We start from the raw sequence: 25,336 nt of genomic DNA on the forward strand, positions 1-25,336 counted from the left end.
CTTGTTGTCATTCCGGGGCGCGCGTAGCGCGAGCCCGGAATCCATTTCGCAACGGAGTCGGAAGCCCGATGGATTCCGGGTTCGTGCTCCGCACGCCCCGGAATGACGACTTAGCCCGACAGCGCTGCCTTCACGAGACCGGACGCCTTGCCGAAATCCATCTGTCCCGCGTATTTCGCGCGCAGCGCGGCGATCACCTTGCCCATGTCCTTCATGCCGCCCGCGCCGGTCTCGGCGATCGCATCCGCGATCGCCTTCTTCACGTCGTCGTCGGACATCTGCTTCGGCAGATACGCCGAGATCACCGCGATCTCCTCGCGCTCCTGCGCGGCAAGCTCGGCGCGCCCCCCCTTGTCGTAGAGCTCGACCGCCTCCTGACGCTGCTTGATCATCTTCTGCAGCACCGCCAGGATGTCGGCATCCGACAGCGGCGGCTTGCCGCTGCCGCGCGCGTCGATGTCGGCGTTCTTGATGGTCGAGTTGACCATGCGCAGCGTGGACAGCTTGCGCTCGTCCTTGGCCTTCATGGCCTCCTTGACCGCATTGTTGATGTCGTCGCGCAGCATGATCGTGATCCCTTCGAATATCCAACGCTTGATCTAGGCCGTTCGTGGCCTTCAGACAACCTCGGTTCGGAGCCATTCGGTCAGCGCTTGAACGGTCGCCTCCGGCTGTTCGGCTTGCGGCAGGTGCCCACAGCGATCGAGGATCACGAGCCTGGCGCCGGTGATCCCCTCGGCCATCTCCTTGGAGAAGGCGTTGGGGATGGTGTTGTCGGCATCGCCCGTCAGCACCAGCGTCGGGCATGTGATCGTCGCCAGCAAGGAGCGCGAATCCACCCGTGCGATGATCGCGGTCTGCTGCCGCAGATAGCCTTCGACGCCGACGTCCTCGTCCTGCGCATGCACGAGCGCGAGAATCCCGGCATCGTCACGCCGCGACGGATGCACGAGCTCCGGAAAACTCTCCTCGCGCACGGCGCGCAGCTCGCCGCGTCTGGCGCGCTCCATCTGGGCACGGCGGCGTGCGGTGGCTTCCGGCGTGTCGGGCCGCGCCTGCGTGTTGATCAGCGCGAGCTTTGTCACGCGCTCGCTGGCCTGGCGCATGATCTCGAAGGCGATGTAGCCACCCATGGAATGGCCGGCGAGGGCGAAGCGCGGCGGCGCCTCGGCGAGGATGCGGCGGGCGATCGCCGCCATGCTGTCGTCGCGGATGTGGTTGGCGACCGTCACCGGCCCGAAACGCCAGAGCGCAGGGATCACGGACGCATAGATCCGGGCCGAGGACGCCAGCCCCGGAACCAGCACAATGGGGGTGGTCTGGTCCATTATTGCCTCGCGAGCCCAGGAAATTGCCGGAAATTGTGCGGCCGAGCTTAAGGGTGGGAGGAGGCCTGTCAAATATGCAAAAACGCATGTGAATCGGCCTTCTCTCGCTTTGACGTGCACACGCGGGGGGCTTATGAAGCGGGCTCATGACACAACATGACAACGATCCCGCCTGGCCGGACCACAAACCGACCGCGCTCCTCGTACTTGCCGACGGCACGGTGCTGGAGGGCTTTGGTCTCGGCGCCGAGGGCCACGCCGTCGGCGAGGTCTGCTTCAACACCGCAATGACCGGCTATGAGGAGATCCTGACCGATCCCTCCTATGCCGGCCAGCTCATCACCTTCACCTTCCCGCATATCGGCAATGTCGGCACCAATGAGGACGACATCGAGACGGTGAACATGGCCGCGACGCCCGGCGCGCGCGGCGTGATCCTGCGCACCGCGATCACCAATCCCTCGAACTACCGCGCCACCAAGCATCTCGATGCCTGGCTCAAGGCCCGCGGCATCATCGGCCTCTCCGGCATCGACACCCGCGCGCTGACCGCGCTGATCCGCTCCAAGGGCATGCCAAATGCCGTGATCGCGCATTCCAGAACCGGCGAGTTCGACCTGCACGGCCTCAAGGAAGAAGCGCGCGAGTGGCCGGGGCTCGAAGGCATGGACCTCGTGCCGATGGTGACGAGCGGCCAGCGCTTCACCTGGGACGAGACGCCCTGGGCCTGGGACAATGGGTTTGGCAGGCAGGACAAGCCCGAGTTCAACGTCGTCGCCATCGACTACGGCATCAAGCGCAACATCCTGCGCCTGCTCGCCGGCGTCGGCTGCAAGGTGACGGTGGTGCCGGCGACGACCCCGGCCGAAGACATCCTGGCGATGAAGCCGGATGGCGTGTTCCTGTCCAACGGTCCGGGCGATCCGGCCGCGACCGGCAAATATGCCGTGCCCGTGATCCGCGACGTGATCAAATCGGGCACGCCGACCTTCGGCATCTGCCTCGGCCACCAGATGCTGGGCCTTGCCGTCGGCGCCAAGACCAAGAAGATGCATCAGGGCCATCACGGGGCCAATCATCCCGTCAAGGACGAGACCACCGGCAAGGTCGAGATCACCTCGATGAACCACGGTTTTGCCGTGGACGAGACGACACTGCCGAAAGGCGCGACGCAGACCCACATTTCCTTGTTTGATGGGTCCAATTGCGGCATCCAGCTCGACGGCAAGCCGGTATTCTCCGTGCAATACCACCCCGAGGCCTCACCCGGCCCGCGCGACTCGCATTATCTGTTCCAGCGCTTCGCCGATCTGATGCGGCAGAAGAAGAGGGCGTAAGGCGCGTTCATCACGAATACTTCACGACAAAAGCCCGGGCTCGCCCCGGGCTTTTCGTCATTCCGGGGCGCGCGCGGCGCGAGCCCGGAATCCATCTGGCAACAGACTCTGCAGCGCGATGGATTCTCTGATGCGCAATTGCGCATCATAGCTCGACGCTGCGCGTCGCCCCGGAATGACAAAACCAGGAACGCCGCCTCACTCCCCTCGTTGATTCCTGCTACCCTGACACAGGAGCACAGCCATGTCCGTCGTCCGCGACAAGGCCGAGCCGCTCGCCATTGTTTTCGAGGATGACGGGCTCGTGCCGAACAACATCCTTCCGTTCCTGGTCTACCAGGGCGCGGTGAAGCTCGACCCAAAGCGCCCGGAAGAGACTATCGAGAATCTGTTCGAAGCGAACGGCTGGGGCGGGACGTGGCGCAACGGCGTCTACGATTATCTGCATTATCATGCGACGGTGCATGAGGTGCTCGGCGTCGCGCGCGGCAGCGCGCGCGTGCGTTTCGGCGGCGATCATGGCCAGGAGCTGGACATCAAGGCCGGCGACGTCGCGATCCTGCCCGCCGGCACCGGCCATCAATGCATCAAGCCGAGCAATGATTTCTGCGTGATCGGCGCCTATCCGCCAGGCGCAAAAATGGAGATCACGCGCGCAACGCCGGAGAACCATGCGAAAGCGCTGAAGACGATTCCGCAAGTGGCGCTGCCGCCGGCTGATCCCGTGACCGGGAAGGACGGCGCGCTGATGCGGCTGTGGCGGTAACTACGAGCGCGGTGCGATAGTGTGGGCAAAGGCGCGCCCCTGCGCGCCGTGCCCACCACTCTATCCGTACAATCCAGTTGGTGGGCACGTTTCGCTTTGCCCACCCTACGAAAGCTCGGCCTACGCCTCGTTGCCGCCTTCCTGCCTCGTCGCTTCAAACAGGAACCAGGTGCGGCGCTCGGTCTCGTCGATGAAATTCTCCAAAATGCTGGCGCTGGCAACGTCGCCGGCCTCGTCGCAGACGTCGTGCGCCTTGCGCATCGCGGCTGCGACGTGCTTGTTGTCCTGCATCAGTTCGCGCAGCATCTCGCGCGGCGGGACGTAGTCCTCGTTGTTGTCCTTGATGGTCTGGAGCTTTGCGACCTGGCCGATCGACCTCAGCGTGGTGCCGCCGATCTTGCGGACGCGCTCGGCGAGCTGGTCGGTGGTGGCGAAGATCTGGTCGGACTGCTCGTCGAGCAGCAGATGGTAATCGCGGAAGTGGCGCCCGCTGATGTGCCAGTGGAAATTCTTGGTCTTCAGATAAAGCGCGAACGCGTCGGCCAGAAGCACGTTGAGCGCCTCAGAGACTTTCTTGACCCCGTCGGGCGACAAATCCGTGGGGGTATCGAGTTCGGGCGAGACCTTGTTGTTGGTTTTGCTCACGGGAGACCTTCCTGTTAGGACGCGGACATTGACGGCGCGCCGCCGCACCCCTAACGCAAGGTGGGCAGCGCGGTTCCTAGATAGGAACCCCTGGGCGGGATACCAATGGACCATTGGATCGATTATTACGACTCGACGCATACGATCTATGTCAGCAAGCTGCATCGCGACTTGCACTTCCAGATCATTGCGCGGGACATCATCGGTTACATCCCCTCGCCCGATGCGACGGTGCTGGACTATGCCTGCGGCGAAGCGCTGTCGGCGAGCCAGGTGGCGGCCGCCTGCGGCATGCTGATCCTGGCCGAGCCCGCGCCGGGCGTGCGCGGCCGGCTGATCGCGCGGTTTGCCCCAAACACCAAGATCCGCGTCCGCTCGCTCGAGGACGTCCGCAAGATGCAGGATCAGTCGATCGATCTCGTCGTGATGAACTCGGTCGCACAATACATGACGCCGGACGAGCTCGATGCGGCGCTATTGAACATCCGCCGCATCCTGAAACCCTCCGGCAAGCTGGTGCTGGGGGACGTTCTACAGCCCAATGTCGGCATGGTCAGGGATGTGATGGCGCTGCTCGGGTTCGGCCTGCGTCACGGATTTCTGAAGGACGCGCTGATCGGGCTGATCAGCACCGCGCTGTCGGATTATCGCCAGCTGCGCTCGAAGATCGGACTGCAGCGCTACAGCGAGGACGAGATCACGGCCAAGCTGAAGGCGGCGGGCTTCGCGGTCCAGCGCGCCCACAGCAATATCGGGCACAACCGCTGGCGCATGACCTTCATCGCGAGGCCGCCTCTGATCCGTTAAGCATAACGATCAGCTGAGGTGGCCTGGCGCACGCCGATCGGGAATAATCCTGATGGCCCGGTGGCGGAAATGTCTACGCGGGGGCGGTGCATCGCTCTTCATCCTGGTTCAAATCCAGGCCGGGTCTCCACGCTTCGCTGGCTTCGCCAGCTTCGGCTCGGCAAGCCCTTCGTAGCGAAGGCTGCCGCGGCGAAGCCCAACGGGCGAAGCCGGGCGCGCTCGGCAGAGTCCCAAACCCCTGAAAATTGGCGGTTGATGGGCGTTTTTCGGGGTTTCGCCGCTCCAAAAACTGGTTTAAGACCCACCCGCGCGCGAGGGAGACCCCCGCGCTCTCGCCAAATGGGGACGCGCGGCAAGCGCGCCCTTTTTTTGTGCCCAGATCCCAGCCCGTGAGCGGTGATGCCCAAACGAACCGACATCTCGACCATCCTGATCATCGGCGCCGGTCCCATCGTGATCGGCCAGGCCTGCGAGTTCGACTATTCGGGCACCCAGGCGGTGAAGACGCTGAAGGAGGAGGGCTATCGCATCGTCCTCGTCAATTCCAACCCGGCCACCATCATGACCGACCCGGAATTGGCCGATGCGACCTATATCGAGCCGATCACGCCCGAGATCGTCGCCAAGATCATCGAGAAGGAACGTCACGTCGTCCCCGGCGGCTTCGCGCTGCTGCCGACCATGGGTGGCCAGACCGCGCTGAACTGCGCGCTGTCGCTGCGCCGGCAGGGCACGCTGGAGAAGTTCGACGTCGAGATGATCGGCGCCACCGCCGATGCCATCGACAAGGCGGAAGACCGCCAGCTGTTCCGCGAGGCCATGACCAAGATCGGGCTCGAGACGCCGAAGTCGCGGCTCGCCAACGCCTCCGAGCTGAAGAAGTCGTTCCGCGAGAAGTATCAGGCGGCGCGCGCAAAAGCTTCGGGCGCCGAGCTCGAAGAGCTCGACCGGCAGTGGACGCTCGGCGAGAGCGAGCGTCGCAAGCGCTACCAGGAATACGCCTTCGGCCAGGCCATGATGGCGCTGTCCGAGATCGGCCTGCCCGCGATCATCCGCCCCTCCTTCACGATGGGTGGCACCGGCGGCGGCATCGCCTACAACAAGGAAGAGTTCCTCGACATCATCGAGCGCGGCCTTGACGCGTCTCCCACCAACGAAGTGCTGATCGAGGAGTCCGTGCTCGGCTGGAAAGAGTACGAGATGGAGGTGGTGCGCGACAAGAAAGACAATTGCATCATCGTCTGCTCGATCGAGAACCTCGATCCGATGGGCGTGCACACCGGCGATTCCATCACTGTCGCGCCGGCGCTGACGCTGACCGACAAGGAATACCAGATCATGCGCGACGCCTCGCTGGCGGTGCTGCGCGAGATCGGGGTCGAGACCGGCGGCTCCAACGTTCAGTTCGGCGTCAATCCCGAAGACGGCCGCATGGTCGTCATCGAGATGAATCCGCGCGTGTCGCGCTCCTCTGCGCTGGCCTCGAAAGCCACCGGTTTTCCGATCGCCAAGGTCGCCGCCAAGCTCGCGGTCGGCTACACGCTCGACGAAATCGCCAACGACATTACCGGCGGCGCGACGCCGGCCTCGTTCGAGCCGACCATCGACTACGTCGTCACCAAGGTGCCGCGTTTTGCCTTCGAGAAATTCCCGGGCGCCTCGACCACGCTGACCACCTCGATGAAATCGGTCGGCGAGGTCATGGCGATCGGCCGCACCTTCCAGGAAAGCCTGCAAAAGGCGCTGCGCGGGCTCGAGACGGGATTGACCGGCCTCGACGAGATCGAGATCGAGGGCCTCGGCCGCGACGACGACAAGAACGCGATCCGCGCCGCGCTCGGCACTCCGACGCCGAACCGCATCCTCCAGGTCGCCCAGGCCATGCGGCTCGGCTGGTCGAACGAGGACATCTTCAACTCCTGCAAGATCGATCCGTGGTTCCTCGCCGAGATGCGCGGCATCGTCGAGATGGAGGAGAAGGTCAGGAAGAACGGCCTGCCTGGCAACGCCTTCGGCATGCGCACGCTGAAGGCCATGGGCTTCTCCGACGCGCGGCTCGCCGTGCTGGCCGAGACGACGGAGGCCGAAGTCAAGGCGAAACGCCACGCGCTCGGCGTTCACCCGGTGTACAAGCGCATCGATACCTGCGCGGCCGAGTTCGCCTCGCCGACCGCCTACATGTACTCGACCTATGAGGCGCCGTTCGCCGGCCTGCCCGCGGACGAGAGCGCGCCGTCCGACAAGAAGAAGGTCATCATTCTCGGTGGCGGTCCCAACCGCATCGGCCAGGGCATCGAGTTCGACTATTGCTGCTGTCACGCCTGCTTCGCGCTGCATGACGCCGGCTACGAATCCATCATGGTCAACTGCAATCCGGAGACGGTGTCGACCGACTACGACACAGCCGACCGGCTCTATTTCGAGCCGCTGACCGCCGAGGACGTGCTGGAGATCATCGCCAAGGAGCGCAGCAAGGGCACGCTGCACGGCGTGATCGTGCAGTTCGGCGGCCAGACGCCGCTGAAGCTGGCGCGTGCGCTGGAAGCCGCCGAAGTGCCGATCCTCGGCACCTCGCCCGACGCCATCGACCTCGCCGAGGACCGCGACCGCTTCAAGCGCGTGCTCGACAAGCTGCGCCTCAAGCAACCGAAGAACGGCATCGCCTATTCGGTCGAGCAGGCCCGCCTCGTCTCCGCCGATCTCGGCCTGCCGCTGGTGGTGCGCCCGTCCTACGTGCTCGGCGGCCGCGCGATGCAGATCATCCGCGAGGAGAACCAGCTCAACGATTATCTGCTCGGCACGCTGCCGGAGCTGGTGCCGGCCGACGTCAAGGCACGCTATCCGAACGACAAGACCGGGCAGATCAACACCGTGCTCGGCAAGAACCCGCTGCTGTTCGACCGCTATTTGTCCGACGCCACGGAAATCGACGTCGACTGCCTGTGCGACGGCAAGGACACCTTCATCGTCGGCATCATGGAGCACATCGAGGAAGCCGGCATCCATTCCGGCGACAGCGCCTGCTCGCTGCCGCCGCACTCGCTCGATGCGGAAATGATCGGGGAGCTGGAGCGGCAGACCCGCGAGCTCGCGCTCGGCCTCGACGTCATCGGCCTGATGAACGTGCAATACGCCATCAAGGACGGCGAGATCTACGTGCTCGAGGTCAATCCGCGCGCCTCGCGCACCGTGCCGTTCGTCGCCAAGGTGATCGGCACGCCGGTCGCCAAGATCGCCGCGCGCATCATGGCCGGCGAGAAACTTGCCGATTTCAAGCTGAAGAAGGCGGCGCTCAAGCACGTCGGCGTCAAGGAATCGGTCTTCCCGTTCGCGCGCTTCCCCGGCGTCGACACCGTGCTCGGCCCCGAGATGCGCTCGACCGGCGAGGTCATGGGGATCGACCGCTCGTTTGCGGTCGCCTTCGCCAAGAGTCAGCTCGGCGGCGGCACGCGGGTGCCGCGCAAGGGCACTGTGTTCGTCTCGGTGCGCGAAAGCGACAAGACGCGCATCGCGGATGCCGTGCGCGAATTGCATTCGCTCGGCTTCAAGGTGCTGGCGACCTCGGGCACGGCGCGCTTCCTGACCGACCAGGGCATCCCGACCGAGAAGGTGAACAAGGTGCTGGAAGGGCGGCCGCACATCGTCGATGCCATCACCAATGGCGACGTCCAGCTCGTCTTCAACACCACCGAAGGCCCGCAGGCGCTGGCCGACAGCCGCTCGCTGCGGCGCGCGGCCCTCTTGCATAAAGTGCCATATTACACCACTCTTTCCGGGGCCGTGGCGGCCGCGCAGGGCATCCGCGCCTATTTGGGCGGGGACCTTGAGGTTCGTACCCTGCAGAGCTACTTTTCGGAAACCTGATCGCTAGCGGCAGCGAAGCTTCCGCTAAGTGATTGGCAATGAAGCCACAATGGCCGGAGGAACTGTCCGGCCAGGTGGCAGTTCTGTTCCGGCGCTAAAGCCCATATCTGTCAAGGTCCGGCAGCCCCTCTTTGGGCTCTGGAGGACTGACGAATCAAGGTTGCGGCGCCCATCCGCATTCTGGGGCGCACGATCGAAGGACGAGAGAGACGATGGAAAAGGTTCCGATGACCCAGGCCGGCTTTGTCGCGCTCGGGGAAGAATTGAAGCAGCGCCAGTCCGTGGACCGTCCGCGGATCATCGAGCATATCGCCGAGGCGCGCTCGCACGGAGACCTGTCGGAGAACGCGGAATATCATGCCGCGAAGGAAGAGCAGTCGCACAATGAGGGCCGCATCGCCGAGCTCGAGGACAAGCTCGCGCGCGCCGACATCATCGACATCTCCAAGCTCTCCGGCGATACTATCAAGTTCGGCGCCACCGTGACGCTGGTCGATGAGGACACCGAGAAGAAGACGGTGTGGCAGATCGTCGGCGAGGTCGAGGCGGACGCCAAGAAGGGCCGGATCTCGATCACCTCTCCGCTCGCACGCGCATTGATCGGCAAGAAGAAGGGCGCCACGGTCGAGGTCAACACGCCGGGCGGCGCCAAGGCGTACGAGATCACCAAGGTGGAGTGGCGGTAAGGACTTGCCGCTGCGCCTGCTGACGTTTCGAAAAGGCCGCGCAGTGCGCGGCCTTTTTGTTTCTGCGTCTGGTGTCCCGGACGCGCTGCAACGCCCTTAGCGTTGCTGCGCAGAGCCGGGACCCAGAAGGCAGCACGGCACGCGGTGAGATGGGCCCCGGTTCTGCAGCGCACCGCTGAAGAAGCGCTGCGTCCGGGGCACGAGTTAGCGCGACCTACCGCCGTCCCTTCACCTCGAGCGGCACGGCCGCCTCGTACTTCGAATTGTGCAGCACCAATGACGTGCGCACGTTGCGGACATGCGGCGCCGCGGTGAGGTGCGTGACGAAATCCTGGAAGGTCGCCATGTCGGGGGCGACGCATTTCAGGATGAAATCGACCTCGCCGGACAGCATCCAGCATTCCCGCACCAGGGGCTCGGCGCGGACGAACTCCTCGAACGCGCGCAAATCTCCTTCGGCCTGGCTGGACAGGTGCACGGCGGCGAAAACGGTGACGTCGAAGCCCAGCTTGCGTGCGTCAAGGAGGCCGCGATAGCCGTGGATGTAACCCTCCTCCTCCAGCGCCCGGACGCGGCGCAGACAGGGCGGCGGCGAGATGCCGACGCGCTTGGCCAGCTCGACATTGGTGATTCGACCGTCGGCCTGAATCTCTGTGAGAATTTTCAGGTCGATCTCGTCTAGGTTCCGCGACACGTGATTGGAACTCCTGGCCTTTGCGGCGGTATTGGGTGATTTGTCGAAATCCTCATAGCGCAATCCTCACCGCCGGCGCAATTTTATTGCGCGTGCAGCGCAATCGACTTTTGTTCCCTGTTGGAAAAATCCGCCGATAGGGAATGCAATTCTTGCATGGCTCGCCAGATTGCTTAGATTAGCTCTGATATTTCAGCGCCTCCGCTAGGCCTCCCGGCACATTCCGCGCCCGCGCTGCAAATCCCCCGTGAAAGGCGTCCATCGAAATGTCCGCTCCTGTTCATGCAAAGGTCGTCATCATCGGCTCCGGCCCGGCTGGCTACACCGCCGCGATCTACGCCGCGCGCGCGATGCTTGAGCCGATCCTGATCCAGGGCATCCAGCCCGGCGGCCAGCTCACCATCACAACCGACGTCGAGAACTATCCAGGCTTCGCCGACGTGATCCAGGGCCCCTGGCTGATGGAGCAGATGGAGAAGCAGGCGGTCCATGTCGGCACCAAGATCGTCTCCGACCTGGTGACCAAGCTGGAGACGGCCCAGCGGCCGTTCCGCCTCACCTGCGACAGCGGCGACGTCTATCTCGCCGAGACCGTGATCCTGGCCACCGGCGCGCAGGCGCGCTGGCTCGGGCTGCCGTCGGAAGCCAAGTTCCAGGGCGGCGGCGTGTCGGCCTGCGCCACCTGCGACGGCTTCTTCTACCGTGGCAAGGAGGTGATCGTGGTCGGCGGCGGTAACACCGCGGTCGAGGAAGCACTGTACCTCACCAACCATGCCTCGCAGGTCACGATCGTGCATCGTCGCGATCATTTCCGGGCCGAGCGTATCCTGCAGGAGCGCCTGTTCAAGCATCCGAAGATCAAGGTGATCTGGGACGCCGCGGTCGACGAGATCTGCGGCACCGAGAACCCCAATAAGGTCACCCATGTCCGGCTCAAGAACGTCAAGACCGGCGCGCTGACGGACGTCAAGGCCGACGGCATCTTCATCGCCATCGGGCATGCGCCGGCGACCGAGCTTGTCAAGGATCAGGTCAAGCTGAAACCCTCCGGCTATATCGAGGTCGCTCCGAACTCGACCGCGACCTCGGTGCCCGGCCTGTTCGCCGCCGGCGACGTCGCCGACGAAACCTATCGCCAGGCCGTGACGGCCGCCGGCCTCGGCTGCATGGCCGCACTCGAAGCCGAACGTTTCTTGGCCCTTCGCGCCAGCGAGCGCGCGGCAGCGGAATAGAATCATGCCCCGAACACGCGACGGATTTACGGATATGGACTGGGACAAGCTGAAGGTGTTTCACGCCGCGGCGGAAGCGGGCAGCTTCACGCATGCGGGCGAGCAGCTCGGCCTGTCGCAATCGGCGGTGTCGCGCCAGGTCTCGGCGCTGGAGCAGGAGCTCTCGGTCTCGCTGTTCCACCGCCACGCCCGCGGGCTGATCCTCACCGAGCAGGGCGACCTGTTGTTCCGCACCGCGCATGACGTGTTCATGCAGCTGCAGGCGGCGCGCGCCAAGCTGACCGACAGCCGCGAGCGGCCGAGCGGCGATCTCAAGATCACCACCACGCCCGGCGTCGGCATCAACTGGCTGATCCCGCGGCTCGGCGAGTTCACCGCGCTCTATCCGGAGATCCGCATCTCGCTGATCGTCACCGACGAGGAGCTCGATCTGTCGATGCGCGAGGCTGACGTCGCGATCCGCACCCGCAAGCCGACGCAGCCGGATCTCATCCAGCGCAAGCTGTTCGCGATGGGCTTCCACGCCTATTGCTCGCCGGAATACATCAAGCGCTTCGGCACGCCGCGCACGCTGGAGGAGCTCGACTCCCACCGCATCATCACGCTCTCGGACGGCAACTTCGCGCCGCACCTGCAGAACCGCAACTGGCTGATCGAAGCCGGGCGCAACGGCTCGGGTCCGCGCGAGGCCTATTTCAAGGTCAACAACATCCTCGGTCTCGTGCGCGCCTGCGCGCAGGGCCTCGGCATTGCCGCCCTGCCCGATTACCTCGTCGAGGAGCAGAGCAAGCTCGTGCAGCTGTTCGGCGAGTCGGATTCGATCCAGCTCGACACCTACTTCGTCTATCCCGAGGAGTTGAAGACGGTCGCGCGCGTACAGGTGTTCCGTGACTTCGTGGTGAGCAAGGCGCAACGCTGGCCGTCCTGATTTCCGCATGACTGACATGCGGCCTCGGCTGTTGCTGCAAGGCACTCGGCAAGCTCATAATGTTTGCACGCTGAGCCTTCGCGTTGCGCATTTGTCCCCCTCCTCCAGTGGCGCGGGAGTTCAGTAATCCCTCTTGGAAGGTGATTGTGTCGGCCTCACGTGGCCAATACCTAAGCCGGGCCCTCGGGTCCGGCTTTTTTTCGTCAAAATATTGCTTCGCCCTGCGCGTGTATTGACAGTTCCACGCCTACCCCGCATCATTGGCCTATGATCACGAAGTCGTGCGCAATCTCGTTCGAGGCCATCGTCTCGAAAAAAGGGCCCCATCCCGGGGCCTCGGATTTTTGCGCGCGCTAGCCGACTTCGTCATCGCTGCAAATCTTCGAAAACCCCGCCGCCTGGACGGGGTTTTTTCATGTGCCCTCCGTCTCAGGCATTTTTCCCGAGAAGGAGATGGAAACATGACCGGACTACGAGATCACTTGCACGGGCTGTGGTTGCCGCTGGTGACGCCGTTCCAGGACGGCGCGCTGGACGAGAGGTCGCTGCGGCGGCTGACCCGGCACTATTGCGCGCACGGCATCGACGGCCTCATCCTGGGCGCGACCTCCGGTGAAGGCATGACGCTGCGCGCAGCCGAGCTCGAACGTCTCGTCGCCGTGGTGCGGGAGGAGATGGCGGCCGCCGGCCGCAACCTGCCGATCTGCCTCGGACTGTCGGGCGCGGACACCTCGCGTCTGCAGGAGCGCCTCGACGAGACCGCGGACTGGCCGATCGACGGTTACCTGATCGCCAGCCCCTATTATGTGCGGCCGTCGCAGCGTGGCCTGCTGGCGCATTTCGAGGCGCTCGCCGACCACGCCGCATGGCCGATCGCGCTCTACAACATTCCCTATCGCTGCGCCGTCCACATCACCAACCAGACCATGCTGCGCCTTGCCGAGCACAAGAACATCGTCGGCCTGAAGGATTGCGGCGCGAGCCGGGAGCAATCGATCGCGCTCTTGCGCGACCGGCCGAAGGGCTTTCGCGTGCTCACCGGCGAGGACGCCAATTATTTCGAGGCGCTCGGTGACGGCGCTGACGGCGGCATCGTGCTCTCAGCCCATGTCGAGACCGCGACCTTCGCGGCAATTTATAGCGAGCACAAGCGCGGCAACCACGATGCGGCGCAGGCGCGCTGGGACGAGGTCGCCGAGCTGACGCGGCTGTTGTTCGCCGAGCCGAGCCCCGCGCCGGCGAAGTATTGGCTGTGGCGGTCCGGCCTGATCGACAGCCCGGAGGTGCGCCTGCCGATGGTGGAAGTGAGCAGCGAGCTCGCGGCAACGATCGATCGCGAGATCGAGCGACGGATGACGATCGCGGCGTAGTGCTTCTTTCGCCTCTCCCCGCTTGCGGGGAGAGGCCGGAATTTGCGCCTGCGCAAATTCCGGGTGAGGGGGAGCCTCTGCGAGTCCAGCCGCCAAAGCATTTGCGGAGACAGCCCCTCACCCCACCCTCTCCCCGTAAGAACGGGGAGAGGGTGCGAGAGAGCGCGGCGCGTGGTTAACCGCGCCCCAACGGCCTTCGCAGCTGCCGCAATCCGTATCCACGTCTCGTTTACGTGACTGCGCCTATCGTTCTGTCCAAAGTTACCGAAGGGGAAATGACCATGGGGTATCGCACCCGGCCAACGGCCGCGAGCCAGTTCGCGCCCGCCGATCTCTTGAAGGGAATTCTCGTCGTCTCGTCGTTCGGGTTCTGGGCCGTGATGCTCGGCCTGATGCCGGTGTTGCTGTTTCGCGTCTGGCTGGTCGGCTGAGGCCGGCGTACCGGATGGTTAATCCGTGGTAGCACCTGTGTTCAAAATGCACGGGCAGATGCGATCCGGATCTTAAAACATCGCTGCTATCACCGACGCCCATAGCGAAGAAATCGCGGGGGCGTTTGTGAATAGTCAGAATGAAATGGCGTCGCATTTCGACGCCGAACAGCAGGGCTTCAGCACCGAGGACATTCTCTGGGCCGTCGGCATCTGGTCGGTGATCCTGACCCTGTCGCCGGTCATCGTGTTCTACATGCTGATGGTGGCGTGAGGACAAGCCCAGAAACGCAAAACGCGCGGACATTCCCGCGCGTTTTTCGCCGTTCGGAATGACCAATGAAAATTAAGCTGCCTGCTTGTGCATTGCGCCGGAGGCCGACGCGGTGCCACGGATAGCCTTCACCGAACGCTCGATCGCCGCCCACAGCCTGGCGATTTCCTGAGCCGCACGGCTCTCGGCCTGATACTCGCGCGCGCCTTCGCCGTGGCTGAGCGCCATCAGCAGATCCGAACGATTGGTGATCTGGCCGCCCCACACCGGAGCGCGGAATTTCGCTAGGGCTTCGCGGGCGATGGTGACGATCGGGCTTTCGGCTTCGTCGCGCTTGGCCGGGGCGCCGTTGAGCACGACCGCGTAGGGCTTGCGCGCGGCGCGACACATCTGGATGGTTTCCTGCACGGCGTTGACGTCGAACACGCCGGGACGCGCCGGGATGACCACCATGGTGGCATTCTTGATCGCGTCGTCGACGACGGCCGACAGGTTCGGCGGCGTGTCGATCAACACCCATTCATAACCGTCGCGCTTGGCTGCGGAGACGATGCCGCTGACGGAGTTGACGGCAGCCTTGATCGGGGGCTCGTTGGTGCCCCGGAGCTTGTGCCACAGCGTCAGGGAGCCCTGCGGATCGGCGTCAACCAGCATGACCTGCTTGCTCGCCTTGATCTGCGCGGCGAGATGCGCGGCGAGGGTACTCTTGCCCGAACCGCCTTTACGTGATGCAAAAACAATGACGTTCATACCTTCCGCCTCCAGATTGACCCCAGGCCGCGAAAATGAATCAGTGCGCTGATTCGTGAAAGAAAAATTTGTCGGGAGCTGCGCGACAGCCACGAAATAACAAGACGTGTTGGCTTTTGAGTCACACTGCTTCGCAGGACGGAGACACGGGCCGCATCGAAATGCCGCTCGTGCGCGCGTCTGTGCGTTTTTTGAGCAACGCGCGGGACAAAGTGGAATGCAACCTTGCCGCGCAAATCTGCCCGCGCATCTTTTCAGGCGGCCCCGTCGATCGACGCAAGCCCGCGCGTCGTGCGAACAAAACGAGTCCGCTGGCTGCCCGCAGAGCCGATGTCAGGGCCGGAACGAGGAAGGCGCGCGGTTGCGCCCCTTCGGCGGAGTTTCAAACCGGGAACGCGCACCGCCGGGCGCTCAGCCTCTGGTCACTGGGCGCTCAGCCTTTTGGTCGCTGGGCGCTCAGCCTTGGCTGGATTTCTTCTTCGGCGCCGGCTTGGCGGTCTTCTTCGCAGCCTTGGGCGCGATCTGGGTCGGCTTGCCGGCGCGCTGCTCGCGCGGCGCCGGTCCGCGGCGGAAGAACACCGCGCATTGCGGCGAGAGCTGCGCCTTCTTCTTGATCATGCAGGCGGTGATGGCGTCGACGTTCGGGACGAACTCGCCGCACAGCCGCATCGCATCCGGCGTGCAGGCCTGCTGCTCCTCCTGGGTGTAGGCGAAGCCGGCGCGCGGCAGCGCCAGGATGGCCAGGGCAAGCGCGAGGCTTGCAACGGCCAAGGGCTTTGCAAAGGACTTGAAGCGAAACGCCGGCATCGATCCCCCCACATCACGAGTCAGCGCGAATAGTGGGTGAATGGCGGTTCGTTGGCAACCGAGGGCAAGTGCGAAAGCCGGCACGTGTGCGCTCTCGGCAACAGGGTGGGGGGCCCTATCTCCACCGTGTCATCCCCGCGAAGGCGGGGATCCAGTATTCCAGAGCCGCTCAACGTTCCCTGAGAGGCCGCGGCGTACTGGATCCCCCGCCTGCGCGGGGGATGACAGCTGTGCGAGGGAGAGTCTGGCCCTCCAAACACAAATCGCGAAAACAACCCCATGCACAGTAGCCAAGTCATTGTAAACACTCACGCCACCAGATTTTAGGATTTTTCGAAGTCAAATTTGACTCGTCGGGCAAAACAGGGGCATGATGTCACCGTCAAAAATGCGCGTGGATGGTGCTCGTTCTCCTGCGCTGATCAGAAGCGAGCGGGAGTGGAGGCGACATGGATGGGAATGAAGCGGAGCTGCCGCTGTCGGGTGTAACGGTGGTTTCGCTGGAGCAGGCGATCGCGGCGCCGCTGGCGAGCCGGCACCTGGCGGATTGGGGCGCGCGGGTGATCAAGATCGAGCGGCCGGGCAGCGGCGATTTCTGCCGCGACTACGATCATGTGATGAACGGCATGTCGAGCCAGTTCGTCTGGACCAACCGTTCCAAGGAAAGCCTTGCGATCGACATCAAGAGCCCCGAGGGGCGCAAGGTGCTCGACGCGCTGCTGCCGCGAGCCGACGTGTTCATCCAGAACCTCGCGCCCGGCGCGGCGGAGCGGCTCGGCCTCGATGCCGCTTCGCTGCTGCGCAAGTACCCGCGCCTGATCGCCTGCGACGTCTCGGGCTATGGGACCGGCGGCCCCTACAGCGACAAGAAGGCCTATGATCTCCTGGTGCAGTGCGAGGCCGGCGTGCTCGCCATCAACGGCACCGAGGCCGAGCCGGCCAAGGTCGGGCTATCAGTCGTCGATATCGCCACCGGCATGTACATCCTGAACGGCGTGCTGATGGCGCTGTACGCCCGCGAGCGGACGGGCAAGGGCACGGCGTTCCAGGCCTCGCTGTTCGATTCCATCACGGACTGGATGAGCTATCCGGCGTTCTACACTGAGAGCACGGGCCGGCCGCTGCCGCGCACCGGCGCCAAGCATGCGACGATCGCGCCTTACGGCCCGTTCCGCGTCGGCGACGGCAACACGATCTTCTTCGGCATCCAGAACGATCGGGAATGGCGCTCGCTGTGCCGGATCGTGCTTGATGATGCCGACTTTGCCGACGACCCGCGCTTCCGCACCAATCCGCTGCGCATGCAGAACCGCGACGAGCTGCAAGCGCATATCGAGCGGCGCTTTGCAGCCATGACCAGCGCGGAGGTGTTGCGCCTGCTGGACGAAGCCGCGATTGCCAACGCGCACCTGAACTCGGTCGAGGCCTTCCTCCAGCATGAGCAGCTGCATGCCCGCGCGCGGGTGAGAAGCGTGGGATCGCCGTGCGGTCCGGTGATGAGCTTCCTGCCCGCGCTCACCATTCCCGGCGTGACGCCGCGCATGGACCCGGTGCCTGATGTCGGCGAGCACAACGCGTCGATCCTCGGCGAACTCGGCCTCAGCAAGGAGGCGTGACAATGGTCTCGCTCCGGCCGACGCGGGCCTATCTCGCCGTTCCCGCGCATCGCGCCCGTCTCGTCGCCAAGGCTGCGGCATCATTGGCGGACGCGGTGTTCATGGACCTCGAGGACGCCGTGCCGCCCGCCGAGAAGGGCGTTGCGCTGGCGGAGGCCGCCCGCGCGCTATCCTCGCTCGACTGGGGCAGCAAGCATGTCGCGGTCAGGCTCAATGCCGTCGACAGCCCGTTCATCGCAGAGGAGATCCGCGCTCTGGCGGCCCTGCCCCGGCTGGATGCTGTGATCGTGCCGAAGGCGGAGCGGGTGAGCGACATCGTCGCCATGGCCGATCAGCTGCGCGCAGCCGCGTCCGATCGCGCCGCGCCTGTTACGCTCGAGCTGCTGATCGAGACGGCGCTTGGCCTCGTCAATGTCGACGCCCTCGCCGCGTGCCACGACAGCGTGGCCGCGCTGCATCTCGGTGTCGGCGACCTCGCGGCCTCGCTCGGCGCCCGCACCTCCGACATCGGCATCTCGCCGGATGGCTATCGCCACGTCGGCTCAGCGCAAAGCGGCTACGCCACAGCGCCGCTCGACCTGTTCGCCTATCCCATGATGCGCCTGCTGGTCGCCGCCCGCGCGCACGGCCTGCGGGCGATCGATGGCCCCTGCGGCGCGTTCCGCGATGCTGGGCTGACCGAGGCCAGCGCGCAAAAGGCCGCCGCGATGGGCTTTGACGGCAAGCAGGTGATCCACCCCGACCAGATCGAGCCGACGCTGCGCGCGTTTACGCCCTCGGACGGGGAGCTGGCCCAGGCGCGGCGGGTGGTCGAGGCGATGGAGCAAGCCGAAGCGCAAGGCCAGGGCGCGGTGACGCTGGACGGCAAGATGATCGACTATGCCAATGTGCGGATGGCGCGGAGGATCATTGGGCTGGGGTCGTAGAGGCGCATGGCCACCTTGCTGATCGTCGCGCCGGTGTTTGCGCTGATCGCGGCCGGCTATGCCGCTGTGCTGTTTCGCTTCGTCTCGGAGGGCGCTCACAAGGGCATCAGCGAGTTCGCCTTCAGCATCGCGATCCCTGCCCTCCTCTTCCGCACCATCGTCGTCTCGGAATTCCCCGACGTCAGCCCCTGGCGAATGTGGGGCGCCTATTACGGCGCGCTGGCGCTGACCTGGATCGCGGCGCTCATGATCTCCGCACTCCTGCGCGGGCGGCGCGGCAGCAGCGAGGACGGCGTCGTGTTCGCGATCGGCTCGGTCTACGGCAACATCGTGATGCTCGGCATTCCCCTCGTGCTCTCCGCGCTCGGCAACGAGGCGGCGGGACCCATGGCGCTGATTCTGTCGGTGAACACGCCGCTGCTCTGGCTCTGCGGCATCCTGCAGATGGAGCTGGTCAGCCGCAAGCAGACGGGCTCACCGCTCGCGATCATCTGGCCCGTGATCGCCGACCTAGCACGCAACCCGTTGATGCTGGCGATCGGCTTCGGCGTGGTCTGGCGCCTTGCCGGACTCGGCCTCACCCCCGTCGTCGACAAGACGATCGAGCTGCTGGCGCAGGCGGGCTCGCCGGCGGCGCTGATCGCGCTCGGCATCAACCTGTTCCGCTTCGAGGTGAAGGGCGAGAAGCTGAGCATCCTGGTGATGTGCGCGCTCAAGCTGCTCGCCATGCCGGCCGCGGCGTTCGTGCTGGCCAGACTGCTCGACCTGCCACCCATCGCCGCCGGCGTCGTCGTGCTGTTCGCGGCGATGCCGACCGGCGCGAACGCCTACATCTTCGCGGTGCAGTATCAGCGCCTGGTAAACCCGGTGTCGGGCGCGGTGGCGCTCGGGACGCTGCTGGCGGCGTTGACGTTGCCGGTGGTGGTGTGGGTGGTGGCAGGAGGGAAGTAGGCGGCCGACACCGCTATGCGACAGCCTTGCCGGCGCGCCAGGCCATCTCCCAGAAGTCTGCCTCCAGGCGGGTGGCTTCCTTGAAGATCGCAATCAGCTCGGCCTCGCGGGCCGGCGTGGCGTAGAGATCGGCGAGATGCTCCATATGCGTCCGCGCTTTGGCCGCGACCTCCTGGTACGGCCCGCCGGCGTATTCGTCTATCCAGACGCGGTAGGCATTCGTCGCGGCGTCGGCATCGGGGCGCGAGACGAGCCTCGTTGCGATCTCCGCGTACCCGATCACGCAAGGAGCAAGCGCGACCTTGAGCGCCAGCAGATCGCCGCGCATTCCCGCATCTAACACATAGCGCGTATAGGCCAGCATCTCGGCCGCCGGAGGGGCTTGTTCAAGGTCGCTCGGGGACAGGCCCCATTCGGCACAGAGCTTCACATGCAGGTTCATCTCGACATCGAGGATGGCCGACAGGCCGGCCGTGGCTTCACGCATGTCGGCAAGCCTGGGCGACTTGTAGACCGCGAGCGCGTAGGCGCGAGCAAACTCGATGAGGAACAAATAGTCCTGAATGAGGTAGTGACGAAACGCCGCTTCGGGGAGCGAGCCGTCCGCCAATCCGTTCGTGAAGGGATGCTCCGTATAGGCCCGCCACTCAGTGGACGCGGCCGTCTTGAGACGTTCGAAAAAACTCACGATCTTTTCCGCCTGCTTGCTTGTCCATCAAACGTCATTGGCTCGCTACCGATAGCGCATTGCGAATGGAGGAGCTACGGTGGCCGCGGACAAAGCCGGCTTTGAGCAACGTTGCGGATGCCCCCCTTCGAGCCGCACTGATCGCTTGGCATCAACCGGCCCCGCTTTCGAGGTGAAGGGCGAGAAGCTGAGCATCCTGGTGATGTGCGCGCTGAAGCTGGCGGCGATGCCGGCAGCCGCGTTCGGGCTGGCCAAGCTGCTCGACCTGCCGCCGGTGGCTGCCGGGGTCATCGTGCTGCTCGCAGTGATGCCGACCAGGGCGAATGCGTACATTTTTGCCGTGCAGTATCAGCGGCTGGTGAACCCGGTCTCGGGCGCAGTGGCACTGGGGACGCTGCTGGCGGCGGCGACGTTGCCGGTGGTGGTGTGGGTGGTGGCGAGCTAGGGGTCGGAAGCTTGGCGGGCGACGCCGCACGGCTTCGCGCCGAATTGCCAATCAGCGCAGGCCGAAGAACGAGAGCACCGCAGCAATCACGACGATCAGCCCGATGATATAGATGATACCGTTCATAGCTAAGCTCCCTCAGCGTTGTCTGTCCTGCCGCAGCTACAAACACCTGGGGCTATGAAAAGGTTCGCCGGTGCTGGCCATCGTTTTCTTCCACAATCGGGGAACGAAGACGAACCGTCCTGCTTCGTCGCGCTGGAGCCGCGCGATCTTTTTGCCTTTGCACGCAAAGGTCGCTAGGCTGCCCCGATACATATTGCAGGGAGGGGGCACATGGCGAACCGCGAAGACATGCTCGCATTGATCAGGGCCGGCTACGCCGCGCGCGACGGCGGCGACACCGATAGCCTGGTGACGGCCTTTCATCCCGAGGGCGCGTTCACCCTGATGGGCGACAAGAGTGCGCTCGAATTGACAGGACGCATGCAGGGCCACCCGACCCTGCGCGAAGCTTTCGGCCAATTCACCAAGGGCTTCGGCTTCGAAGGCCGCGAGATCCTCGCCGAGCTGGTCGACGGCGATCGCGTCGCCGTCCACTCCCGCGTCACCGTGCGATACCACCCGACCGGGAAAGCGGTCAGCACCGAGATCGTGGACCTGTTCACATTTCAGGACGGCAAGATCGCGGAGCTGATCGAGTTTGCGGATACGGCGCAGATCAAGGCGATGATCTCCTGACGGACGATGAGGTTCGATTTGCTTCAGAGCGGGCAGCAAGCCACCATATAAGTGGGCAGAGCACTGGCTGCCTGCCCACCATGTTCGAACGTCGACTTGTTCTGCTATCTCAAGCCTGGATGCCTCGATGTCGAGCGCTTCTCGACCTCTGTGTGTTCGCAGTTTACCTGCACGCCGGCTTACTGCTTCGGTTCAGCTCGCGCTTCCAGCCCGCGAAGCTGTGTCCCGACAACCAAGTCACCGATCTTACGGCCCATGTCCTTTCCGACCTCCGTCGAGAAACGGTAATGGAAACCGGCATAGATGCGGGAATTTGAGACCTCATCGCTATAATCCTGGAGCTTGGTCCATTTGCGAGTCACCCCTGGCGCAGTGGGGCTAGTCATCGTTAGCTCTCCGACTTCATCGCCGGCGATGGACCGGAGAACCGTGGAAACCGCCGCCGATACGATACAGTGGGCACAGGGGTATTCGGGATGCATCGGCGTTTCGCCCAGCGGCAACCAGGACGGTTCGCGTGGCGTCTTCGGATTGTGCGTGATGTCCGCGTTGCGTATGGCCGTCAGCGGCCGCCAAAAATTGTAGTGATACTTCGCATCAAGGACGGCAACGATTGCGTCGTTCCCCGCGATCTCGGCGAGGGCGAAGAGACGAGCGCAGTCCACGACGTCCATATTCTTGGCCAATGCGACTTGCCGGACGATTGGATTGAAGCTGGGAGGCCCGACCAGAAACCAGGCTCGCCCGATCGCGGTCTGCTCTGCCGTTCGGGTGGTGCTGTTGCGAGCGCCGAGCTCCCGAATTTCGTTGACGTCTCTGGTCCAGGTCTCGGAATCGAGCGCCGGTGGTGGCGCTGGACGGAATTGTGAGACCGATGTCATGACCCAAGGGGTCATTCTTCCAGCCGTCGTGCCGATCGGCACCACGGTCGGCACATAGGCCCCCGGGGCTGTATAGGGACGATAAGTCTCCTGAACGTCACTGCCGTCATTCCTGCGCAACGCTATCACGCCGGAAGCGGCCATCGTTCCAAGCTCGATTCCATTCGCCTTTCCCTCCGGGTCCGGAATGCCGGAAAGCGATGCATGGAGGGCGGTATCAAGGGCAGATTTCTGGTCCGGATAGATCGTCAGAAGAATGTTGTAGGCCGCAGCAGCCGCCGCCGCTTCCTTGGACGTGGAGCGGTCTGACACGAGATCCAGCTTGTATGGAGTGTATCGCCTGTCGATCGCGTTGACGGCCTCGAACATGGCAACGTGCAGCATCGACATCGTCCGGGCCTGTGGCACAGGCAGGACCTTCTTTTCAGCGGCAATCGCATCTGCTTTCGCATTCCAGTCCATGATGACATCGGCACGCGCAGTGCCGATGCAGACTGCAAGAGTGGCGACGATCAGAAATGGAGATTTCGTTGCAAGAAACGTCTTCATCTTCATGCTCCTCGTTGTTTCAACAGAGAGCGACATCTTGTACGGACGAGCCGCGCAAGAACGTGGAAGTGCAGAACGATCTTAAGAGTGCAGCAACCCGGCTGCTGTGAAACAGTTTACACCCGTCGTCGCTTTCCTCGAAAAGACTTTGAGGCGCGCCCAAAGAGTAAGATCGACTGGCTTACCTGATGCACGACCTGCAATCTCGGCAGTCTTCCGAACAATCATTACATCCTTTGCGCATCGGGCTCGCCGACGGCGCTGATCAAGCTCGGCATCTATTCGTTTCGCGCGAGATGAAGAGCGAGCGGCCGAGCATTTTGGTGATGCGTGCCGCTCCGGCTTGCGGCAATGCCGGCTACGTTCGTGCTGGCAAGATTGCTCGACCTGCCGCCGGCGTCATCGTGCTGTTCGCGGCGATGCCGACAGGGGCGAATGTGTACATTCATGCTGTGCAGTATCAGCGGCTGGTGAACCTGTCTCGGGCGCAGTGGCGCTGGGGACGCTGCGGCGTACGCTGCCGGTGGTGGTGTGGGTGCTGGCGGGAGGGAGAGAGCTGCGCACCGACAGAAATTCAGCTGCCGGGTTTACGCTGCTCGGCATGACCAATCGAAGGCGAGCAATTTGACTTGAGGCTAGGCAGCCCAGTCCAAGATCGCGTCGATGAAGGTCCGAGCCTGGCGGATCGCGTCGAGCCTCGTCGCACAGACACCGACCGACACTGTTCGGCCCTTTCCGACAGTCCACTTCCAACCAGCCGGGTAGCTCATTTGAACAATCGAGAAGCTTACGCCGCGATGTTCCACGGAGAACCTCCGCTAACATGTTGCCGTGTCTGAGAAAGGCTACTCCAAATGGCCAATTTGTCCAGCCGAGCCAAGTCCCAATTCGCTCGCACGGCTTGGATATAAGCGTTCGGGAGAGCGTCGCCCGTTGTGGAGCTTCGTGCACTTTCACCGAAATACCGGCTGGTGACCCCGTCTCTGGCGCGGTGGTCCTAGGGGCGGCGATGACGCTGCCGGTGGCGGTGCGGATGGTGGCGGGTGGAAGGTCGTGCAGCACAGTTCCAATCATTTTGCCTTTGCACGCAAAGGTCGCTAGGCTCCGCTGATACGTCAGGGAGGGTAACATGGCACAACGCGAAGAGATGCTTGCAACCGTCAGGCGCGCTTACGCTGCACGCGACAACGATGACGCTGAGGGTTTGGTATCAGCGTTTGATCCCAAGGGTCTGTTCACCTTGATGGGCGACAAGAATGCGCTCGAATTGACGGGAAGCGTGGAGGGACACCCGAACCTGCGTGGTGCCTTCAGCAAATTGATCGAAGACTTCGGCTTCGAAGGCCGCGAGATCCTGGCTGAGCTGGTCGACGGCGACCGTGTCGCCATCCATTCCCGCGTCGACGTTCGATACCGTCCAACCGGCCAGGTTTCCAGCACCGAGATTCTGGACCTATTCAGGCTTCAAGACGGCAAGATCGTTGAGCTGATCGAGTTTGCGGATACGGCGCAGGTAAAGGCGATGATCTCCTGACACGCGATGAGATGGATTGAAGCGTCCTCGCGCTACGCCAAAAGATGAATGTCAGTCGGCTCCGGGTCTGCACCCGCTGCCGTCAACATCGCGTGGACCTGACCTCGATGGTGGGTCTGGTGATTGAAGAGTTGAATAGCAACGAGCGTCTTTGGCTTCTCGATTCGCGTTGAACCGTCCCCGGGATACCAAACAAGCATCCCGTTCAGGTCCGCGTCGCGCAATCGCGCTGACCACGCTTCGATTTCCTCGTTCCGTTGCAAGCGGAGCGCCTTGAAGGCATCCCAATCCGAAGGACTTGTGAGGGAATGCTTGATGGTTTCCTCTGGACGCGCGTTTCCCTTCAGCCGCTCCAGAATCAGGGCATCAGCCAATAGAGATGGTTCAACGTCGCTGCGATCGACCGGAAGAACGCCCCTCGATCCTTCCAGCGATCCTCGTGGGTCAGCCCGTCGGCGGTCGTTACCAAAGAGGCGTTCTGCCAAGTGTTGTAGCGGGCCATAAGGCGGCAATAGTCGGCTGAGATCATTTTCTCGAGCTCCAAGATTGGCGATGTTGACTGATCTCGGGATGTTGCCCAGACGTGCGCAAAGCAGGAAACCATCAACCTCAGACTTTGCCCGTTCGCAGCCCAAACAGCCGCTCGTCGTGAGGATAGCGCCCGACATGAGACACGCGGATGCGCGCCGCATCCACGTGTCTCGGATTGAGGAGATAGTTCTGCGCAAACGGTACGATGACCGACGGCACCGACACCACGGCCGTGCGCATCTCGTCGAACCACGGCCTCAACACATCACGTGTCACCCTGGGATCCCCGGCCCAATTCGGCGATACTCTCTCAATATCGCTCAAGCTCACCTTTTCGACAGCCAGGTTATCAGGCACGTCAATACGAAGCAGTTGGTAGCTGGTCGGCAAGTCCTCCACATCGATTTCCAGATGCACCATCACTTCGAGTAGCGCCGAAGCCGGATGATCCGCGGCGTAGACAACGTGCCGGCCGCGATCGTGCCAGCGGCCGTCGGCCTTCAGGCCGCCAATACCGGAAAGATCATCGAAATTAGAGATCCGCCAGATCCGCAC

Annotated in this window: 26 protein-coding genes and 1 pseudogene; 17 read left to right on the top strand and 10 right to left on the bottom strand. The window is 63.7% G+C overall.

The genetic code is table 11. The features are described 5' to 3' along the window. Positions 1 to 110 precede the first annotated feature (110 nt). Together ABIA45_RS22650 and ABIA45_RS22655 are read right to left on the bottom strand one after the other, a co-directional pair. Positions 111 to 566: a GatB/YqeY domain-containing protein gene (locus tag ABIA45_RS22650; protein WP_225174196.1), complete on the bottom strand. Its 456-nt coding sequence runs from the start codon at positions 564 to 566 to the stop codon at positions 111 to 113. A 51-nt stretch (positions 567 to 617) separates the two neighbouring features. After that, entirely contained in the window at positions 618 to 1,328 is a 711-nt protein-coding gene (locus ABIA45_RS22655; RefSeq protein WP_404543889.1) for an alpha/beta fold hydrolase, read from the bottom strand. Positions 1,329 to 1,474: 146 nt separating this feature from the next. Here ABIA45_RS22655 and carA point away from each other — a divergent pair, with 146 nt between their 5' ends. Together carA and ABIA45_RS22665 are read left to right on the top strand one after the other, a co-directional pair. Next, positions 1,475 to 2,665, top strand: a complete 1,191-nt coding sequence (carA, locus tag ABIA45_RS22660) for a glutamine-hydrolyzing carbamoyl-phosphate synthase small subunit (protein WP_404653713.1) — start codon at positions 1,475 to 1,477, stop codon at positions 2,663 to 2,665. 244 nt (positions 2,666 to 2,909) lie between these two features. Further along, a complete protein-coding gene (locus tag ABIA45_RS22665) occupies positions 2,910 to 3,431 on the top strand; it encodes a hypothetical protein (RefSeq protein WP_404653715.1) in 522 nt (173 codons plus the stop codon). 120 nt (positions 3,432 to 3,551) lie between these two features. Here ABIA45_RS22665 and ABIA45_RS22670 read toward each other — a convergent pair whose 3' ends face one another. Continuing rightward, positions 3,552 to 4,076 (bottom strand): Dps family protein, encoded by a 525-nt coding sequence (locus tag ABIA45_RS22670; protein WP_057027720.1) that lies wholly within the window; start codon positions 4,074 to 4,076, stop codon positions 3,552 to 3,554. 105 nt (positions 4,077 to 4,181) lie between these two features. Between ABIA45_RS22670 and ABIA45_RS22675 the strand changes: the two genes are divergently transcribed. From ABIA45_RS22675 to greA, 3 genes are all read left to right on the top strand, one after another. Further along, positions 4,182 to 4,883 (top strand): class I SAM-dependent methyltransferase, encoded by a 702-nt coding sequence (locus tag ABIA45_RS22675; RefSeq protein ID WP_404653717.1) that lies wholly within the window; start codon positions 4,182 to 4,184, stop codon positions 4,881 to 4,883. 399 nt (positions 4,884 to 5,282) lie between these two features. Then, on the top strand, positions 5,283 to 8,747 hold the full coding sequence (gene carB / locus ABIA45_RS22680) for a carbamoyl-phosphate synthase large subunit (protein WP_157285045.1): 3,465 nt from the start codon (positions 5,283 to 5,285) through the stop codon (positions 8,745 to 8,747). Between the two features lie 212 nt (positions 8,748 to 8,959). After that, positions 8,960 to 9,433: a transcription elongation factor GreA gene (gene greA, locus ABIA45_RS22685; RefSeq protein WP_036009537.1), complete on the top strand. Its 474-nt coding sequence runs from the start codon at positions 8,960 to 8,962 to the stop codon at positions 9,431 to 9,433. Between the two features lie 214 nt (positions 9,434 to 9,647). Here the strand turns inward: greA and ABIA45_RS22690 are convergent, their stop codons facing one another. Next, complete coding sequence (locus ABIA45_RS22690) at positions 9,648 to 10,127, bottom strand: Lrp/AsnC family transcriptional regulator (RefSeq protein WP_271538919.1); 480 nt, start codon at positions 10,125 to 10,127, stop codon at positions 9,648 to 9,650. 266 nt (positions 10,128 to 10,393) lie between these two features. Between ABIA45_RS22690 and trxB the strand changes: the two genes are divergently transcribed. From trxB to ABIA45_RS22715, 5 genes are all read left to right on the top strand, one after another. Then, the gene (gene trxB / locus ABIA45_RS22695) at positions 10,394 to 11,359 is read left to right on the top strand and encodes a thioredoxin-disulfide reductase (RefSeq protein WP_036009535.1); all 966 of its coding nucleotides are present in this window, start codon (positions 10,394 to 10,396) and stop codon (positions 11,357 to 11,359) included. A gap of 4 nt (positions 11,360 to 11,363) precedes the next feature. Further along, entirely contained in the window at positions 11,364 to 12,287 is a 924-nt protein-coding gene (locus ABIA45_RS22700; RefSeq protein ID WP_025032176.1) for a LysR family transcriptional regulator, read from the top strand. Between the two features lie 461 nt (positions 12,288 to 12,748). Further along, on the top strand, positions 12,749 to 13,657 hold the full coding sequence (locus ABIA45_RS22705) for a 4-hydroxy-tetrahydrodipicolinate synthase family protein (RefSeq protein ID WP_404653721.1): 909 nt from the start codon (positions 12,749 to 12,751) through the stop codon (positions 13,655 to 13,657). 281 nt (positions 13,658 to 13,938) lie between these two features. After that, complete coding sequence (locus tag ABIA45_RS22710) at positions 13,939 to 14,088, top strand: hypothetical protein (RefSeq protein ID WP_167361666.1); 150 nt, start codon at positions 13,939 to 13,941, stop codon at positions 14,086 to 14,088. A gap of 145 nt (positions 14,089 to 14,233) precedes the next feature. Beyond that, positions 14,234 to 14,362, top strand: coding sequence for a hypothetical protein (locus ABIA45_RS22715; protein ID WP_260345777.1), 129 nt, complete (start codon positions 14,234 to 14,236; stop codon positions 14,360 to 14,362). Positions 14,363 to 14,434: 72 nt separating this feature from the next. On the opposite strand, the gene ABIA45_RS22720 is transcribed toward ABIA45_RS22715, so the two are convergent. Both ABIA45_RS22720 and ABIA45_RS22725 read right to left on the bottom strand, forming a co-directional pair. Beyond that, positions 14,435 to 15,112 (bottom strand): ParA family protein, encoded by a 678-nt coding sequence (locus ABIA45_RS22720; protein WP_025032179.1) that lies wholly within the window; start codon positions 15,110 to 15,112, stop codon positions 14,435 to 14,437. A gap of 456 nt (positions 15,113 to 15,568) precedes the next feature. Beyond that, positions 15,569 to 15,919 carry a hypothetical protein gene (locus ABIA45_RS22725; protein ID WP_036009533.1) on the bottom strand — a complete coding sequence of 117 codons (351 nt, stop codon included), beginning with the start codon at positions 15,917 to 15,919 and terminating at the stop codon, positions 15,569 to 15,571. 449 nt (positions 15,920 to 16,368) lie between these two features. Here ABIA45_RS22725 and ABIA45_RS22730 point away from each other — a divergent pair, with 449 nt between their 5' ends. Genes ABIA45_RS22730 through ABIA45_RS22740 form a run of 3 tightly spaced genes read left to right on the top strand, consistent with a single transcriptional unit; the run spans position 16,369 to position 19,412 of the window. Next, positions 16,369 to 17,535: a CaiB/BaiF CoA transferase family protein gene (locus tag ABIA45_RS22730; protein WP_404653724.1), complete on the top strand. Its 1,167-nt coding sequence runs from the start codon at positions 16,369 to 16,371 to the stop codon at positions 17,533 to 17,535. A 2-nt stretch (positions 17,536 to 17,537) separates the two neighbouring features. Further along, entirely contained in the window at positions 17,538 to 18,461 is a 924-nt protein-coding gene (locus ABIA45_RS22735; RefSeq protein ID WP_404653726.1) for an HpcH/HpaI aldolase/citrate lyase family protein, read from the top strand. A gap of 6 nt (positions 18,462 to 18,467) precedes the next feature. Then, complete coding sequence (locus tag ABIA45_RS22740; RefSeq protein WP_271538930.1) at positions 18,468 to 19,412, top strand: AEC family transporter; 945 nt, start codon at positions 18,468 to 18,470, stop codon at positions 19,410 to 19,412. A 13-nt stretch (positions 19,413 to 19,425) separates the two neighbouring features. On the opposite strand, the gene tenA is transcribed toward ABIA45_RS22740, so the two are convergent. Then, entirely contained in the window at positions 19,426 to 20,100 is a 675-nt protein-coding gene (gene tenA / locus ABIA45_RS22745; RefSeq protein ID WP_404653728.1) for a thiaminase II, read from the bottom strand. 145 nt (positions 20,101 to 20,245) lie between these two features. Here tenA and ABIA45_RS22750 point away from each other — a divergent pair, with 145 nt between their 5' ends. Continuing rightward, on the top strand, positions 20,246 to 20,545 hold the full coding sequence (locus ABIA45_RS22750) for an AEC family transporter (protein WP_275502508.1): 300 nt from the start codon (positions 20,246 to 20,248) through the stop codon (positions 20,543 to 20,545). 336 nt (positions 20,546 to 20,881) lie between these two features. Continuing rightward, the gene (locus ABIA45_RS22755) at positions 20,882 to 21,286 is read left to right on the top strand and encodes a nuclear transport factor 2 family protein (protein ID WP_157285054.1); all 405 of its coding nucleotides are present in this window, start codon (positions 20,882 to 20,884) and stop codon (positions 21,284 to 21,286) included. A gap of 179 nt (positions 21,287 to 21,465) precedes the next feature. Here ABIA45_RS22755 and ABIA45_RS22760 read toward each other — a convergent pair whose 3' ends face one another. Further along, complete coding sequence (locus tag ABIA45_RS22760; protein ID WP_404653730.1) at positions 21,466 to 22,716, bottom strand: vanadium-dependent haloperoxidase; 1,251 nt, start codon at positions 22,714 to 22,716, stop codon at positions 21,466 to 21,468. Between the two features lie 188 nt (positions 22,717 to 22,904). Here ABIA45_RS22760 and ABIA45_RS22765 point away from each other — a divergent pair, with 188 nt between their 5' ends. Continuing rightward, the gene (locus ABIA45_RS22765) at positions 22,905 to 23,321 is read left to right on the top strand and encodes a hypothetical protein (RefSeq protein WP_404653731.1); all 417 of its coding nucleotides are present in this window, start codon (positions 22,905 to 22,907) and stop codon (positions 23,319 to 23,321) included. 524 nt (positions 23,322 to 23,845) lie between these two features. Beyond that, a complete protein-coding gene (locus ABIA45_RS22770; RefSeq protein ID WP_157285056.1) occupies positions 23,846 to 24,250 on the top strand; it encodes a nuclear transport factor 2 family protein in 405 nt (134 codons plus the stop codon). A 32-nt stretch (positions 24,251 to 24,282) separates the two neighbouring features. Here the strand turns inward: ABIA45_RS22770 and ABIA45_RS22775 are convergent. Next, a pseudogene (locus tag ABIA45_RS22775) lies at positions 24,283 to 24,779 on the bottom strand (DinB family protein). Between the two features lie 80 nt (positions 24,780 to 24,859). Continuing rightward, positions 24,860 to 25,336, bottom strand: a complete 477-nt coding sequence (locus tag ABIA45_RS22780; protein ID WP_404653733.1) for an RES family NAD+ phosphorylase — start codon at positions 25,334 to 25,336, stop codon at positions 24,860 to 24,862.

Origin of the sequence: Bradyrhizobium sp. USDA 336 (genome assembly GCF_044908355.1) — a bacterium.
Lineage (GTDB): Bacteria > Pseudomonadota > Alphaproteobacteria > Rhizobiales > Xanthobacteraceae > Bradyrhizobium > Bradyrhizobium yuanmingense.

Coding starts and splice junctions, on each gene's coding strand:
- carB (WP_157285045.1), top strand. CDS start 5,283: ATGCCCAAACGAACCGACATCTCGACCATCCTGATCATCGGCGCCGGT.
- trxB (WP_036009535.1), top strand. CDS start 10,394: ATGTCCGCTCCTGTTCATGCAAAGGTCGTCATCATCGGCTCCGGCCCG.
- ABIA45_RS22655 (WP_404543889.1), bottom strand. CDS start 1,328: ATGGACCAGACCACCCCCATTGTGCTGGTTCCGGGGCTGGCGTCCTCG.
- ABIA45_RS22760 (WP_404653730.1), bottom strand. CDS start 22,716: ATGAAGACGTTTCTTGCAACGAAATCTCCATTTCTGATCGTCGCCACT.
- ABIA45_RS22730 (WP_404653724.1), top strand. CDS start 16,369: ATGGATGGGAATGAAGCGGAGCTGCCGCTGTCGGGTGTAACGGTGGTT.
- ABIA45_RS22665 (WP_404653715.1), top strand. CDS start 2,910: ATGTCCGTCGTCCGCGACAAGGCCGAGCCGCTCGCCATTGTTTTCGAG.
- ABIA45_RS22725 (WP_036009533.1), bottom strand. CDS start 15,919: ATGCCGGCGTTTCGCTTCAAGTCCTTTGCAAAGCCCTTGGCCGTTGCA.
- ABIA45_RS22650 (WP_225174196.1), bottom strand. CDS start 566: ATGCTGCGCGACGACATCAACAATGCGGTCAAGGAGGCCATGAAGGCC.
- ABIA45_RS22705 (WP_404653721.1), top strand. CDS start 12,749: ATGACCGGACTACGAGATCACTTGCACGGGCTGTGGTTGCCGCTGGTG.
- carA (WP_404653713.1), top strand. CDS start 1,475: ATGACACAACATGACAACGATCCCGCCTGGCCGGACCACAAACCGACC.
- greA (WP_036009537.1), top strand. CDS start 8,960: ATGGAAAAGGTTCCGATGACCCAGGCCGGCTTTGTCGCGCTCGGGGAA.
- ABIA45_RS22710 (WP_167361666.1), top strand. CDS start 13,939: ATGGGGTATCGCACCCGGCCAACGGCCGCGAGCCAGTTCGCGCCCGCC.
- ABIA45_RS22720 (WP_025032179.1), bottom strand. CDS start 15,112: ATGAACGTCATTGTTTTTGCATCACGTAAAGGCGGTTCGGGCAAGAGT.
- ABIA45_RS22735 (WP_404653726.1), top strand. CDS start 17,538: ATGGTCTCGCTCCGGCCGACGCGGGCCTATCTCGCCGTTCCCGCGCAT.
- ABIA45_RS22675 (WP_404653717.1), top strand. CDS start 4,182: ATGGACCATTGGATCGATTATTACGACTCGACGCATACGATCTATGTC.
- ABIA45_RS22765 (WP_404653731.1), top strand. CDS start 22,905: ATGCACGACCTGCAATCTCGGCAGTCTTCCGAACAATCATTACATCCT.
- ABIA45_RS22770 (WP_157285056.1), top strand. CDS start 23,846: ATGGCACAACGCGAAGAGATGCTTGCAACCGTCAGGCGCGCTTACGCT.
- ABIA45_RS22740 (WP_271538930.1), top strand. CDS start 18,468: ATGGCCACCTTGCTGATCGTCGCGCCGGTGTTTGCGCTGATCGCGGCC.
- ABIA45_RS22755 (WP_157285054.1), top strand. CDS start 20,882: ATGGCGAACCGCGAAGACATGCTCGCATTGATCAGGGCCGGCTACGCC.
- ABIA45_RS22715 (WP_260345777.1), top strand. CDS start 14,234: ATGGCGTCGCATTTCGACGCCGAACAGCAGGGCTTCAGCACCGAGGAC.
- ABIA45_RS22700 (WP_025032176.1), top strand. CDS start 11,364: ATGCCCCGAACACGCGACGGATTTACGGATATGGACTGGGACAAGCTG.